The organism is Nocardioides caldifontis, assembly GCF_008087345.1.
Classification (GTDB): Bacteria; Actinomycetota; Actinomycetes; order Propionibacteriales; family Nocardioidaceae; genus Marmoricola_A; species Marmoricola_A caldifontis.
Genome location: NZ_VHIB01000001.1, coordinates 957,221 through 969,678, shown reverse-complemented (window position 1 = coordinate 969,678; position 12,458 = coordinate 957,221). Strand labels below are relative to the sequence as shown.

General features: G+C 72.3%; 14 protein-coding genes. 1 reads left to right on the top strand and 13 read right to left on the bottom strand.

All coding sequences use genetic code 11. The features are described from left to right. Positions 1 to 24 precede the first annotated feature (24 nt). The 9 genes from FIP57_RS12790 to FIP57_RS12750 form a co-directional block, all read right to left on the bottom strand. Positions 25 to 1,209 carry an ABC transporter substrate-binding protein gene (locus tag FIP57_RS12790; RefSeq protein WP_148573845.1) on the bottom strand — a complete coding sequence of 395 codons (1,185 nt, stop codon included), beginning with the start codon at positions 1,207 to 1,209 and terminating at the stop codon, positions 25 to 27. Between the two features lie 102 nt (positions 1,210 to 1,311). Beyond that, positions 1,312 to 2,199, bottom strand: coding sequence for a TIGR03619 family F420-dependent LLM class oxidoreductase (locus FIP57_RS12785; RefSeq protein ID WP_162529797.1), 888 nt, complete (start codon positions 2,197 to 2,199; stop codon positions 1,312 to 1,314). Then, positions 2,196 to 2,969: an SDR family NAD(P)-dependent oxidoreductase gene (locus tag FIP57_RS12780; protein WP_162529796.1), complete on the bottom strand. Its 774-nt coding sequence runs from the start codon at positions 2,967 to 2,969 to the stop codon at positions 2,196 to 2,198. The genes FIP57_RS12785 and FIP57_RS12780 overlap by 4 nt, the downstream gene beginning before the upstream one ends. After that, complete coding sequence (locus FIP57_RS12775) at positions 2,966 to 4,225, bottom strand: cytochrome P450 (RefSeq protein ID WP_148573842.1); 1,260 nt, start codon at positions 4,223 to 4,225, stop codon at positions 2,966 to 2,968. The genes FIP57_RS12780 and FIP57_RS12775 overlap by 4 nt, the downstream gene beginning before the upstream one ends. Next, positions 4,222 to 4,464 carry a hypothetical protein gene (locus FIP57_RS12770; RefSeq protein WP_148573841.1) on the bottom strand — a complete coding sequence of 81 codons (243 nt, stop codon included), beginning with the start codon at positions 4,462 to 4,464 and terminating at the stop codon, positions 4,222 to 4,224. The genes FIP57_RS12775 and FIP57_RS12770 overlap by 4 nt, the downstream gene beginning before the upstream one ends. Next, complete coding sequence (locus FIP57_RS12765) at positions 4,461 to 5,519, bottom strand: hypothetical protein (RefSeq protein WP_203231201.1); 1,059 nt, start codon at positions 5,517 to 5,519, stop codon at positions 4,461 to 4,463. Before FIP57_RS12765 ends, FIP57_RS12770 begins: the two co-directional genes overlap by 4 nt. Further along, entirely contained in the window at positions 5,516 to 6,049 is a 534-nt protein-coding gene (locus FIP57_RS12760; RefSeq protein WP_148573840.1) for a UGSC family (seleno)protein, read from the bottom strand. The genes FIP57_RS12765 and FIP57_RS12760 overlap by 4 nt, the downstream gene beginning before the upstream one ends. A gap of 93 nt (positions 6,050 to 6,142) precedes the next feature. Continuing rightward, on the bottom strand, positions 6,143 to 7,345 hold the full coding sequence (locus tag FIP57_RS12755) for an NAD(P)/FAD-dependent oxidoreductase (RefSeq protein ID WP_148573839.1): 1,203 nt from the start codon (positions 7,343 to 7,345) through the stop codon (positions 6,143 to 6,145). Next, positions 7,338 to 7,538 carry a ferredoxin gene (locus FIP57_RS12750; protein WP_148573838.1) on the bottom strand — a complete coding sequence of 67 codons (201 nt, stop codon included), beginning with the start codon at positions 7,536 to 7,538 and terminating at the stop codon, positions 7,338 to 7,340. The genes FIP57_RS12755 and FIP57_RS12750 overlap by 8 nt, the downstream gene beginning before the upstream one ends. 82 nt (positions 7,539 to 7,620) lie before the next feature. On the opposite strand from FIP57_RS12750, the gene FIP57_RS12745 reads away from it, so the two are divergent. Further along, positions 7,621 to 8,163, top strand: a complete 543-nt coding sequence (locus FIP57_RS12745) for a TetR/AcrR family transcriptional regulator (RefSeq protein WP_148573837.1) — start codon at positions 7,621 to 7,623, stop codon at positions 8,161 to 8,163. 16 nt (positions 8,164 to 8,179) lie between these two features. Here FIP57_RS12745 and FIP57_RS12740 read toward each other — a convergent pair whose 3' ends face one another. The 4 genes from FIP57_RS12740 to FIP57_RS12725 are packed head-to-tail and all read right to left on the bottom strand — an operon-like array spanning position 8,180 to position 12,364. Next, positions 8,180 to 9,142, bottom strand: coding sequence for an LLM class flavin-dependent oxidoreductase (locus FIP57_RS12740; protein ID WP_148573836.1), 963 nt, complete (start codon positions 9,140 to 9,142; stop codon positions 8,180 to 8,182). Next, on the bottom strand, positions 9,139 to 10,320 hold the full coding sequence (locus FIP57_RS12735; RefSeq protein ID WP_148573835.1) for a CaiB/BaiF CoA transferase family protein: 1,182 nt from the start codon (positions 10,318 to 10,320) through the stop codon (positions 9,139 to 9,141). The genes FIP57_RS12740 and FIP57_RS12735 overlap by 4 nt, the downstream gene beginning before the upstream one ends. Beyond that, positions 10,317 to 11,516, bottom strand: coding sequence for a CaiB/BaiF CoA transferase family protein (locus tag FIP57_RS12730; RefSeq protein ID WP_148573834.1), 1,200 nt, complete (start codon positions 11,514 to 11,516; stop codon positions 10,317 to 10,319). The genes FIP57_RS12735 and FIP57_RS12730 overlap by 4 nt, the downstream gene beginning before the upstream one ends. After that, entirely contained in the window at positions 11,513 to 12,364 is an 852-nt protein-coding gene (locus FIP57_RS12725) for a mycofactocin-coupled SDR family oxidoreductase (RefSeq protein ID WP_148573833.1), read from the bottom strand. The genes FIP57_RS12730 and FIP57_RS12725 overlap by 4 nt, the downstream gene beginning before the upstream one ends. Between the last annotated feature and the right edge of the window lie 94 nt (positions 12,365 to 12,458).

Below are 12,458 nucleotides of genomic sequence, written 5' to 3'. Positions count from 1 at the left end.
CCTACGAACGTGGCCGACCCGCGGTCAGGAGCCGGCCGGGGTGCCCTCGAGCGAAGCCTTGACCGACTTCGACGCGGGGTCCCAGTAGTAGAAGTTCGCGAAGCCCATGCCCTCGTGGTCGTCGGGCGAGTACGCCATCGGACCGGCAGCGAAGCCTCCGGTGTCCACGTCCTGCTCGTCGAGGGCCTTCTGCATGTCCTCGCCGGTGCAGGGGTAACCGCACTGCTTGAGCCCCTCGCCGATGGAGAACGCCTGGGCGTATCCGTTGTTCACATAGGGCGTGGTCGGGTCGACACCGGCGGCCTCGAGGGCGGCGCGGTACTGCTCGAGCCCCTCGCCCTCACCCTTGCCGTCGAGCGAGAACGACGAGAACACGTGGAAGTTCGGGTCCTTGACCGCGAGCAGCCCGGAGGTGTAGCTGGCGCCGTCGTAGTCGATGAAGGGAATGTCGACCTTCTTCGCCTTCAGCGCCCGCATGAACTCGACGGCCAGCGGGTCGTAGAGAGCCCCCAACACGACGTCCGGCTCGGCGGCGATCACCTTGGCGGTCTGCGCGCTGGCGTCCGACGCGGTGAGCGGCACCTGCTCGCTCGCGACGAGCTCCCACCCCTTCTCCTCCACCAGCGCCTCGAGCTTCTCCTGGAGCGTCACGCTCGCCGCCGAGGCGTAGACGATGATGGCGACCTTGGGCTTGTCGCTGTCGACGAGCTTCTCCGCGAGCGTCACCATCGGCAGGGCCTCGTTGCTCTGCACCATCCGGGCCGTGTACACGTACGGCTGCACCGGGTCCATGAGGTCGTCGGTGACCGTCGCGCAGTTGATCGGGACCTTGTTGGCGTCGGCGATCGCGCCGGCCGCGCCGCAGACGTTGCTCAGGATGTAGCCGCCGATGGCAGAGACCCGGTCGACCGTCATCAGCTGCGTGGTGTTCGCCGTTCCGCGGGTCAGGTCGGAGGCGTCGTCGAGGTAGGTCACGTCGACCTTGTGGCCGTCGATCCCGCCCTGCGAGTTCACGTAGTCGAAGTAGGCCTTGAAGCCGTCCCGCTGGCCGACGCCGTTGAGGGCGTACTTGCCGGAGAGGTCCGAGGTGAACCCGACCTTGAACACTCCGTCGGAGCCGCCCGCGCCGGACGACTCCTCACCGCAGGCAGCCAGCCCTGCGGCCATCACCGCTGCCACCCCGATCGCTGCGAACTTGCTACGACGCATCTCGACCTCTTCCTTCGTTGGTCACGGCAGACGCCGGGACACTGCGATGCCCGTCACGCTAACGGTGATCACAGTCACGATCAATAGATTCCTGCGAACTATTCACCCACAAGCGGGTTCGGCAACCGCCCAGGGCCGCGCACTGGCCAGCGGAGTGCTCGTCCCGGGCTCGAGGCGGAGCTCGTCAGCGGTCCGGTGCACCCATGCGACGGCGCCCGCGACGTCCGGGACGGGCGCGTCGAGGACCACGAAGGTGGCGCCGGCGCGGCCGAACGCCTCGACGGTGGCGCGGGCGTCCTCGGGCGCGACGCCGGCCGCCCTTGTCCCCATGAGCAGCTCCCCCTCGGCCCCGGCCCTCCACATCCGTGCGCGGAGGGCCGTGACCACCTCCGCGAACCGCTGCGGGGTGATCCCGCTGCCGTACCAGCCGTCCCCCAGCCGGACCGTCCGTGCCAACGCGGCCGGCGACTCGCCACCGATCAGCACGGGCACCTGCCCCGCTGGTCGCGGCCACATCTCGACCCCTGCAGCCGTCCCGTCCCAACTTCCGCGCACCAGCTCGAGGGCAGCGTCGGTCCGGCGCCCGCGGTCGTCCCACGAGGCTCCGAGCAGCTCGAACTCGTCGCGCAGCCACCCGACCCCCACCCCCAGCAGCAGACGTCCTCCGCTCAGGACGTCGACGCTCGCCGCCTGCTTCGCCGTGAGGAGCGGAGGGCGCAGTGGCAGCACGTAGACGCCGGTCCCGAGCTGGACGCGGGTGGTTCGGGCCGCGACGTACGAGAGCGTCGTGAACGGGTCGAGGAACGGTGTGCGCGGCTCCAGCCCGTGGCTGGAGGCGTCGGCTCCGGGCGGCATGGCGACGTGGTCCGAGACCCACACCGAGCCGAACCCGCGCTCCTCGGCGGCGGCTGCCGTCGCGGCGACCGCCTCCGGGCCCGCGAGCGGCCCCCAGTTCGGGATCTTGACGCCGATGTGCACGGGTGCGTTCACGACGCCCACGACTGGCCGGTCGTGTGGCTGTTGAGGAGGACGACTCCCCCGTCGACCACGATGTTGCTGCCGGTGATGTAGCCGGCGTCCGGCCCGGCGAGGAACTCGAAGAACGCGGCGATCTCGTCGGGCGAGCTCAACCGTGCGATCGGGGTGGTGTCGGCGATGTGCTGGATCGCCTCGGGCGGCACCACGGTCCGCAGCATCTCGGTGTCGACGCCGGCTGGGGAGACCACGTTGGCGGTGATCCCGTGCGGCGCGCACTCGAGCGCGACCGACTTGATCAGGCCGACGAGCCCGTGCTTGGAGGCCACGTACGCCGCCAGCCCCACGCCCCCGAGGACGGACTCGACCGAGCCGCAGGCGAGGATCCGGCCGCCGGCACCACGGTCGAGCAGCGCCGGGAGGGCCGCCTTGACGGTGTTCCACACACCGACGAGGTTGACCCCGAGGATGGCGTCGCGGTCCTCGTCCGACATGTCGAGCACGGACCCGGTCCGCGAGATGCCGGCAACGGCGGCGACGACGTCGAGACCGCCGAACCGGGACACGGCCGTCCCCACGGCCGCCTCCAGCTCGGACCGGACGCCCACGTCGGCCACGGCAGTGGCCAGCCGGTCGCCGGAGTCGTCGAGGCGCGCGAGCCCGTCGGGGTTGCGGTCGACCGCCACCACGGAGGCACCTGCGCGCAGGTAGCGCCTGGCGACCGCCTGGCCGACCCCGGATGCGGCCCCGGTCACCAGAGCGACCCGGCTGTCGAGCGTCGTCACGAGTGCTCCCTCCCGAGCCGCACCGGCAGCCGCTCCGGCCCGCGCAGCATGCTGTTGGCGCCGTACACGACGTGCTCGGGCTCGACGAGGCCCATCTCCGGGAACCGCCGGGTGAGCGTCCGCAGCAGCGTGGCCATCTCGATGCGGGCCAGCGCCGCCCCGAGGCAGTGGTGCGGGCCGAAGCCGAAGGAGAGGTGGCTCTTCCCGTCGCGGGTCACGTCGAACCGCTCGCCGTCCGGGAAGGCCGTCTCGTCGCGGTTCGCCGCGGCGACGGCGACCACGACGGTGTCCCACGCCTTGACCTCGACGCCTCCTATCTCGCAGTCCTCCGAGACCAGCTTGTCGACGTACTGCGTCGTCCCCGAGTAGCGGAGCAGCTCCTCGACCGCACCGGGGACCAGCTCGGGCTGTTCGCGCAGCAGCTCCCACTGCTCGCGGTGGTCGCGCAGCAGCGTGACCATCGAGTTCCCCATCAGGTTGGTGGTCGTCTCGTGGCCGGCGAAGACGAACTGCGTGATCACCGCGACCAGCTCGTCCTCGGTGAAGTGGTCCTCCTCGTCCCCCTCGGCGTTGAGCAGGGCGGCCATCAGCTCCGTGGTCTCGCCGCCGCGCTTGCCAGCGAAGACACCGGTGAGGTACTCGCGCATCGCGAAGACGGACCTGTGCGTCTCGCGGAGCGTCTTCACGTCCGACCAGTCCGCCCCGACGAAGCGCCCCAGGTCGCTCGCCCAGTCCCGGAGCTGCCCCCGGTCCTCGGACGGGATGTCGAACATGTCGCAGATGACGATCAGCGGCAGGTGGTAGGCGAACTCCTCCACGAACTCGAACGTGCCGCGGTCCGCGACCGAGGCGAGCAGCTGGTCGGTGATCTCCTGGATCCGCTGCTCCATCTGGCTGACGACACGATGCGTGAACGCCCGCTGGGCCAGGCGGCGGAGCCGCTTGTGCTTGTCGCCGTCGACGCCGCTCACGCGCTTCTCGTAGAAGCCGAAGAGCTCCACGAGCTTCGTGACGTCGTCCTCGCCGAGCCCGTCGATGACCGCTCGGTAGCGCGACCCGCGCACCGACAGCCCCTGCCGCGTCGTCGGCGCCACGAGCAGCTCGCGAGCCGGCTCGAAGTGGCTGACCAGCACCCGGTCCTTGAAGCGGTACGCCGGGCCGGCCTCCCGCAGCTGTGCGTAGAGCGGGAAGGGGTCCGCCATCAGCTCGGCGTCGGGGCGGAAGAACCGGAGAAGGCCGTCCTCGAGCGTGGTCACGGCTCCGTCCTCGGGTCGTCGATCTGCACGGCGAACTGGGGGTTCCCGGTGGCCTCGCGCATGACGCCGGCGACCACGGTCGTCAGGTGGGCCGCCGGCAGCACGCAGTCGGCGCACTCCGCGCTCTCCAGGTCGAGCCGGAAGTGGACGCGGTCCGCCGCCTCCTCGAGCACGACGAGCCGGCTGCCGTCCGCAGCGAGGAGCGCCTGGGCCTGCTCGATGCCCGCCGCGACGCTCACGCCCACTCCTTCGGGTCGAGCGAGCGGGTCACCGGGAGCATGTTCGACATGCCGGGCAGCATCGTGCCGTGCAGCGAACCCTTGCCGCCGGCGACCAGGACCGAGACGTCGGCAGGCGAGTCCATCAGGTAGACCCGGCCGTCGTCGCGGACGTCGGCAGCCTCGTGGAGCGGGCCGTGCAGCGACTCGGGGAACTCGCTGATGTGGACGGCTGCGGTGTCGTAGAGGACCTCCTGGACGTCCTCGATCCGCGGGAACTCCTTGGCGACGATCTTCGCCCAGACCGGGTTCAGCATCACGACCTGGTGGGCGAACTGCGCCGAGTGGTCCATGTTGTTGTTGCCCATGAAGCAGAGGGACTTCCCGACGACCTGGAGGATCTCCGAGCCGCTGCTGCCGTAGCTGTTGAGGATGTTGGCCGAGCCGAGCACGCCGTACACCGTGACCGAGTCGCCCTCGATGCCGCGCCGCTCGCCGATGGACGGCCAGGGCGACTCCTCGACCCACTCCGAGGCGACGATGCCGGTGACGCGGCCGGGCTGGCCGAAGACCGACTCGGAGGTGACGCCCACGACCTGGCCGGCGACGTTGCGCATGAGCAGCCGCAGCGCTCGACCGATCGCCGGCGCGGGCCCGGCCGCCCCGCCCAGCACACCGTGCTTGTAGGGCAGCCCGAGCTCGTCGCGCACCGGGCCGCTGACCACCAGCGCGGGGACGACCGACGCGGTGGTGGCGTTGAGCCCCGCGAGGTCGAACGCCGGGTCGGCCAGCGCGTTGACCGAGGCGGCGAGCAGCTTCATCGAGGCCGCCGGCGCCCCGGCCATCACGGCGTTGACGGCGAGGTGCTCCACCGTGCAGGCCACGCCGGAAGGGTAGAGGGTGCCGAGCACGAAGTCGGGCGCCAGGCCGCTGGCGGCCACGTGCTCGGCGACCCGCTCCTCGGTCGGCGGCACGACAGGTAACCCGTCGGACCAGCCGCGGGCGAGCGCGTCCACGGAGAAGTCGGAGATGTCCTCGGGCACGTCCACCCGCTCACTGGTCAGCACCGCGGTCATCGGCTTGCTCCCATCACGGTCAGAAGGTTCTCGTAGTTGTCTCGGGCGATCTGGCGGACCTCGTCCTCGGGGCGCCCCTCGAGCGGGTAGGGCATGAGCTTGACGCGGAGGCTGTCGTGCCCGCGCTGGGCGGCGAGGGTCCGGCCGAGCGACTCGAAGTGCTCGGTGGTCACCGCGACCGTCGGCAGCCCGGAGTCGAGGGCCCCGACGGCGTCGTGGATGGCCCACAGGGTGCAGGAGCCGCAGTTGCCCAGCCCGCTGATGGCGACATCGATCGACGAGAGGAACTTCGCGTACTCCTCGCCACCCTCCGCCATCGCTTGATCGCCCTTGCCGACGGGTGCGCGCCAGATCAGCGTCTCGGCGCCGTCGGCCTCGAGCAGCCGGGCCCACTCGTCGGTGATCCAGTCCCAGGACAGCCAGAACTTGTCGCGGCGCAGACCGATGGTCTTGCCTTTGAGCGCGCCGACGGGAGGGCACTGGGGCCGCCCGGCAGCGCCGTGGTGCGGTTGCGGTGAGAGAACGAGCATGAGGGCTCCTACTGAAAGGGTGGTTACTACGACCGTAGTACTAACTGTGCGAATAGACCAGAGGGTTCGTCCCCGCGATGTCGGGAGGAGCGACTAGGGCGTGGCGGCAACCGCTCCGCGCGCCGCACACGCCTCGAGGACGCGAAGCCGCAGGTCCGGACCCGCCTTGGGCAGGTTCCAGGACACGCAAGCGGTGACCGCGTCGTCGGCGTCGCGCAGGACAGCCGCGAAGCGGTCCGAGGCGAGATCACCTGCGACGAGCTCGGCCCGCTCGGCGCGGGACGGGTCGCCGAAGACCTGGACTCGGACGCCGAGCTGCTCGGACCAGAAGTACGGGACGGCGTCGTGGACCACGTCGCCGCCGAGCAGGTTGGTCGCGGCGGCCGTCGCCTGCTCGGACGCGTTGAAGCGGTGTTCCACGCGCATCCGCCGACCGAAGAGAGGGTGCGGCCAGCTGGCCAGGTCGCCTGCCGCCACCACCCCGGGCGCCACCCGGAGCCGGTCGTCGCAGAGCACGCCGTCCCCCAGGGGCAGCCCGCTCCCCTCGAGCCACCCGAGGTCGGGCTCGGCGCCGATCGCGACGACGAAGAGGTCCCCCTCGACCGCGCTCCCGTCGGCGAGCCGCACCGCTTCGGCGCGCACACCGCCCTCGAGCGCCTCCACACCGACGCCGAGCCGCAGGCGGACACCGTGCGCCTCGTGCCGGGCACCCAGGTGAGCCCCGAGGGCGGGCCCGAGCTGGCGCAGCATCGGGGTCACGAGGCCGTCGACGAGGGTCACCGGGAGGCCGAGCCCCCGGGCCGAGGCCGCGACCTCGCAGCCCAGCACCCCGGCGCCGACCACGACCACCGAGCGCGCCCCGGGCAGTGCGTCACGGAGCGCCATCGCGTCATCGACGGTGCGCAGCGTGAGCACGTTGGAGTACGCGCGGCCCGGCAGCGTCCGTGGCCGCACGCCGGTCGCGATCACGAGCCCGTCCCACGGGAGCGTCCGCCCCCGGTCGGTGCAGAGCTCGCGGCGCTCGACGTCGAGCCGGGTCGCCACCTCACCGAGGGCCCAGGTGGCTCCGGCCGTCTCGAGCTCCGGCGGGACGCGGAGCCGGATCCGGTCCTCGCCCCACCCGGCGGCGAGCACCTGCTTGGAGAGCGGTGGCCGGTCGTAGGGCGCATGGCGCTCCGCTCCCACCACGGTGAGTCCGCCGACGTACCCACGGCGACGCAGGGCCCCCGCTGCGGTCAACCCGGCCACGCCGGCGCCGACGATCACGACCTCGCCGAGCTCCCGAAAGTCAGCCACCCTCGACGACCTCGATCGCCTGCGCCGGACAGGCGTACGCGACGTCGTGGAGAGCGTCCTCGTCGTGGCCGGCGCCACTGTCGTCGAGGAGCTGGACGAGCCCTTCGGCTTCGTCCTGGTCGAAGACGTCAGGCATCACCACCACGCAGTTGCTCGACCCGATGCAGCGGTCGCGGTCGACCCGGAGTCTCATGCGCCCTCCTCGATCCCTGAACACCATTCGCCTCAAAGTACCGTCGAGATCGCGCTCTGTCCACTACAGATATAGTGTTCTCATGGCGTCAGTCCGCGAGCAGGTTTCCGAAGCAGCGATCACGCTCCTCGGCACGGAGGGGCTGCGTGCCCTGACACACGCGCGGGTCGACGCCAAGGCCGAGGTTCCCAAGGGGTCGGCGTCGAACTACTTCCGGACCCGGGCCGCGCTCCTCGAGGGTGCGGTCGACTGGATGCTGCAGCGCGAAGTGCCGCTGGTAGCGGGGGCCTACTCCCCCGAGACGCCGGACGAGCTGGCCCGCACCCTCTTCGACCTCTTCGAGGAGATGACGGGGCCGGGACGGGTGCTCACCAGCGCCCGGCTCGTGCTGGTCATGGAGGCCAGCCACAACCCCGAGGTCCGCAACGCGCTCGCCCGGGCCCGGAGCACCACCGAGAAGATCGTCATCCCGGCGGTCGAGCGGATGGGCGCCTCCGACCCGGAGCTGGCGATGCTCACCATCTCCGCGGCCTTCGAGGGGCTCTTCCTCCAGCGCCTCGCTCGCGGCGCCGAGTTCGACGCGCGGCCGGTCCTCGACCGGCTGGTGCACGCGGTCGTCGGCTGAGACGCCACCGGCGGGTTCAGCGACCCAGCGCGGCGCGCACCTCCGGCAGCACGTGCTCGCCGAGCGCCTCCAGCTGCGCGGACACCTGGTCGGGTGCGTCTGCGTAGCACTCCAGCCGCAGGTTGAGCGCCGTGCACCCCGAGCTCCTCACCGCCTCGGCCAGGAGCTCCGCGACCCGGCCCGGCTCCCCGGTGGCGACCGCCGCGTCACTGAGGTCGAGCCAGTCAGCGCTGCCGGCGCGGGAACGCCACCGCGCGCGGTTCACCTCGCTGCCCGGGCTGCCGGTGCCGACGTGGAGGCGGCGGATCAGCACCACCGGCGCCTGCCCGCCCTCGTCCGCGTACCGCTCCGCGAGCTGCCGCACCTCCTGCGGCGGCCGGAGGGACGGCAGCAGCACGCCGACCCCGAGCCGCGCGGCCCGACGGACCGCGACCGGCCCCGCAGCGCCGGTCAGCAGGGGCACCCCGTCGCCGGGAAGCCCGACCACGGCGGGATCACCCGCCAGCGCACCGCGCCGGTGCTCCGGCCCGACCAGCCCCACCAGCTGCTCGAGCCGCTCCCAGTGGCGGGCGCGCCGGGCCGTGAACTCCTCGCCGAGGAGCGCGAAGTCGTCCTCCTGGTAACCCGGGACGAACGCCGCGGCCACCCGGCCCGGGTGGGCCGCCGCGGCCCATGCGAGCTGCTCGGCCGCCAGGACGGGGTGGCGCAGCGGGAGGATCGCCGGCGCCGCGCAGGCCCAGCCGGTCGGCAGCCGCTCGAGCAGGAGCGACGCGGCGGAGAGCGGGTCGGGCACGTAGCCGGGGAACCCGCGGTGGTGCTCGCTGAGGGTGACGCCGTCGAAGCCGGTCTCGACGGCCGTGCGGGCGTCGACCACCAGCCGCCGGACCACGTCGGCGCCGACCTCGCCCACCGCCGACAGGCCGAGCGAGACCGAGCCGTGGCCGAGCGGCGCGACCCCCGGACCGGTCCGCGGGCTCATCGGCTCCCGGCCGCTCCCACGTCGCCCTGCGGCTCGGGCTCGTGGACCACGCCCGCGCCCAGCAGCTCCTCGACGCGCTCCGCCGCGACACCCCAGTCGGCGAGCGCCGTACGCGTGTCGGAGCCGGGACGGCGAGGCGGCGCACCGACCTCGGCAGGGGTCCGAGAGAACCGGGGCGACGGCGCGGGCTGCGGCACACCGTCGACCACCTGCAGCGCCTCGCGGGCGACGAGCTGCGGGTCGGTGTGCGCCTCGCCCAGCGTCAGGACGGGGGAGACGCAGGCGTCCACCCCGTCGAAGAGCTCGACCCACGCGTCGCGCGAGCGGGTGGCGAAGGCGTCGGCGAGCTGCTTGCGCATCTCCGGCCAGCGCGACCGGTCCATCTGGCCGGCAGGGTCGATGTCGACGCCGAGCGTAGTGACCAGCGCCCGGAAGAACTGGGGCTCCACGGCACCCACCGCGACGTGGTTGCCGTCCGCGCACTCGTACGCGCGGTAGTAGGGCGCACCCCCGTCGACGAAGTTGCTCTCGCGCTCGTCGACCAGGACGCCGGCGCCCTGGTAGCCGTGCGCGGTGGCGAGCAGGGTGTTGACCCCCTCGACCATCGCCACGTCGACGACCTGGCCGGGCAGCCCGTGCTCGACGCCGTACAGCGCGGCCAGGATGCCGACCAGGGCGGACATGCCGCCGCCCCCGAAGTCGCCGACGAGGTTGAGCGGTGGCACAGGGGCGCGCCCCTTCTCCCCGATGGCCGCCAGTGCACCGGTCACGGCGATGTAGTTGATGTCGTGGCCGCCCTGGAGGGCCCGGGGGCCGTCCTGCCCCCACCCGGTGACCCGGGCGTAGACGAGCCGCGGGTTCGCGCGCAGCGCCGGCTCCGGGCCGATCCCGAGCCGTTCGCAGACACCTGGACGGAACCCCTCGAGGAAGACGTCCGCCTCCTCCAACAGCCCCAGGACCAGCTCGGCGGCTCCTTCGGCCTTCATGTCGATGGCGACCGAGCGGCGCCCTCGTGCCACCACGTCGAAGCGCGGCGGCGCGAGCTTGACCGTGCGTCCGGTCGGGCGCTCGAGGCGGAGCACCTCGGCCCCGAGGTCCGCGAGCTGCATCCCGGCGAAGGGCACCGGGCCCTGCCCGGCCATCTCGACGACCTTGAGCCCTTGCAGCGGTCCGGTCATGCGCCCTCCTCCGGTGTCGGTACGACGACTCCGGACTCGACCCACTTGAGGTAGTCGTCCTGGCCGAAACCGAGGAGGTCGACGAGCAGGGAGCGCGAGTCGGCACCGACCGGGCCGGGAACGCGGGGCGCCACGGCCGATCCCAGAGGGTTCGCGACCAGCTCCGCGCCCGGCAGCCCCTCGACGGGCACGAGCCCGGTGCGGCTGAGCTCGCGGTGGCGCTCCACCGCCCCGGGCAGGTCGCGGACCCGCGCGGTGGGGATCCCCGCCGCGTGGAGCCGCTCGTACCAGACTTCCGCGGACGCGGTCGCCAGCACCTCCTCGATCGCGTCGTCGAGCTCGTGCCGGTGCTGCAGCCGGGTGGCTTGGGTGGCGAACCGGCTGTCGCCGGCCAGGTCCACCCCCAGGGCCTCCCCCAGCCGGCGGAAGAGAGCGTCGCTCGCGGCGCCGATCGCGAGATCCCCGTCACCCGTCCGGTAGGACTGCAGCGGCGTGGTCACCGAGATCGCCGAACCCATCCGCTGGGGCGCCTCGCCGCTGAGCAGGTAGGCGGCCACACGGTCGCCGAGCAGGCTCTGCGCCACGTCGCTCATCGACACCGTGAGCCGGTGCCGGTCGCGCGGGCCGTGCAGCGCGGCCGCGATGCCGAAGGCCGCGAACAGCCCGGTGGTGTGGTCGAGCAGGCTCCCCGGCAGCCGCGACGGCGGACCGTCCGCGTCACCGGTGAGGTGCATCATCCCGGTCTCCGCCTGAACCAGCAGGTCGTAGCCGGGGCGGGTGCCCTCGGAGGGGTAGAACGCCTCGACGCTGACGTGCACCAGCCGCGGATTGATGTCGTGGCACTGGTCGGCGCCGATGCCGAGCTGCTCGGCCTTGCCCGGACGCAGGTTCTGCACCGCGACGTCCGCCCAACGCACCAACGCCTCCCGGACCGGCGCGGCGTCGGGGTGGCGCAGGTCGAGCCCGAGGTAACGCTTGTTCCGGTTCATCGTCATCGCCATCGCGCTGACCCCGTCGAGCTTGGGCTCGAGGGCGCGGCTGGTGTCACCCTGCGGCGACTCCACCTTGACGACGTCGGCACCGAGGTCGGCGAGGAGCGTCGTCGCCTGGGGGCCGGCGATGTTCATGCCCAGGTCGAGGACCCGGACTCCGGTCAGGGGCTGCGCGTCGGACGCCACCGTCCCATGCTCGCTCATGCGTCGCGCCACACCTTCCCGGCGACCAGCAGGTGACCGGCGTCGACCGGCATGGCCACGCCGTTGACCGCGATCGCGGCGGTCGAGGAGAGCCACACCGCGGCCTCGGCGATGTGCTCCGGCTCCAGGTAGGTCAGGCCGTTGAACGGGTGGAACCCGCGGCCGGCGTCGTCGAGGACGTCGAGGGTCGCGCCCGGGTGGCCGGCGTACTTGTCGAGCTGGTCCTGGAACGTCGTCATCCCCGACTTCACGAAGCCCGGGCAGATCGCGTTGCAACGGATGCCGTAGGGCGCGCCCTCGAGCGCGATGCTGCCCATCAGCCCGATGACGCCGTGCTTGGCGGCGCCGTAGTGCGCGTAGCCGTTCGCCGGCTCGAGGCCGTTGACCGAGGAGATCAGCACCATCGACCCGCTCCGCTGGCGGACCAGGTGCGGCATCACCGCCTTGGCCGACCGCCAGACGCCGGCGAGGTTGGTACCGACCACCGCCTCCCAGTCGGCCTCGGTGATCTCCCAGAACGGCTTCAGCTGGTTGATCGCCGCGTTCGCGACCAGCACATCGACGCGGCCGAGCTCCTCGACCCCCGCGGCGACGACCGCGTCGAGCTCGGCCTGCGAGCGGACGTCGGCCTTCCGGCTGACGACCCGGCGCCCCTCGGCGCGGACCAGCCCGGCGGTCTCCTCGAGCTCCTCCAGCGTGCCGAGGCTGTAGCGCAGCCCGTCGACGTCCTCACCGATGTCGCAGATGATCACGTCCGCACCGTTGCGCGCCATGGCGACCGCGTGCGCGCGTCCTTGCGCACGTGCGGCGCCGGTCACGAACGCGACCTTGCCGTCCAACATCCCCATGGTTCTCCGCGCTCCTCGTTCCGTACGAATCATGCGACTAGTTAGCCGATCTTGCCCGAGCCACTCGCGAAGCTCAAGAGGCGCCCTGTGCTGA

Coding starts and splice junctions, on each gene's coding strand:
- FIP57_RS12740 (WP_148573836.1), bottom strand. CDS start 9,142: ATGAGCCCGCGGACCGGTCCGGGGGTCGCGCCGCTCGGCCACGGCTCG.
- FIP57_RS12790 (WP_148573845.1), bottom strand. CDS start 1,209: ATGCGTCGTAGCAAGTTCGCAGCGATCGGGGTGGCAGCGGTGATGGCC.
- FIP57_RS12735 (WP_148573835.1), bottom strand. CDS start 10,320: ATGACCGGACCGCTGCAAGGGCTCAAGGTCGTCGAGATGGCCGGGCAG.
- FIP57_RS12745 (WP_148573837.1), top strand. CDS start 7,621: ATGGCGTCAGTCCGCGAGCAGGTTTCCGAAGCAGCGATCACGCTCCTC.
- FIP57_RS12725 (WP_148573833.1), bottom strand. CDS start 12,364: ATGGGGATGTTGGACGGCAAGGTCGCGTTCGTGACCGGCGCCGCACGT.
- FIP57_RS12760 (WP_148573840.1), bottom strand. CDS start 6,049: ATGCTCGTTCTCTCACCGCAACCGCACCACGGCGCTGCCGGGCGGCCC.
- FIP57_RS12765 (WP_203231201.1), bottom strand. CDS start 5,519: ATGACCGCGGTGCTGACCAGTGAGCGGGTGGACGTGCCCGAGGACATC.
- FIP57_RS12730 (WP_148573834.1), bottom strand. CDS start 11,516: ATGAGCGAGCATGGGACGGTGGCGTCCGACGCGCAGCCCCTGACCGGA.
- FIP57_RS12750 (WP_148573838.1), bottom strand. CDS start 7,538: ATGAGACTCCGGGTCGACCGCGACCGCTGCATCGGGTCGAGCAACTGC.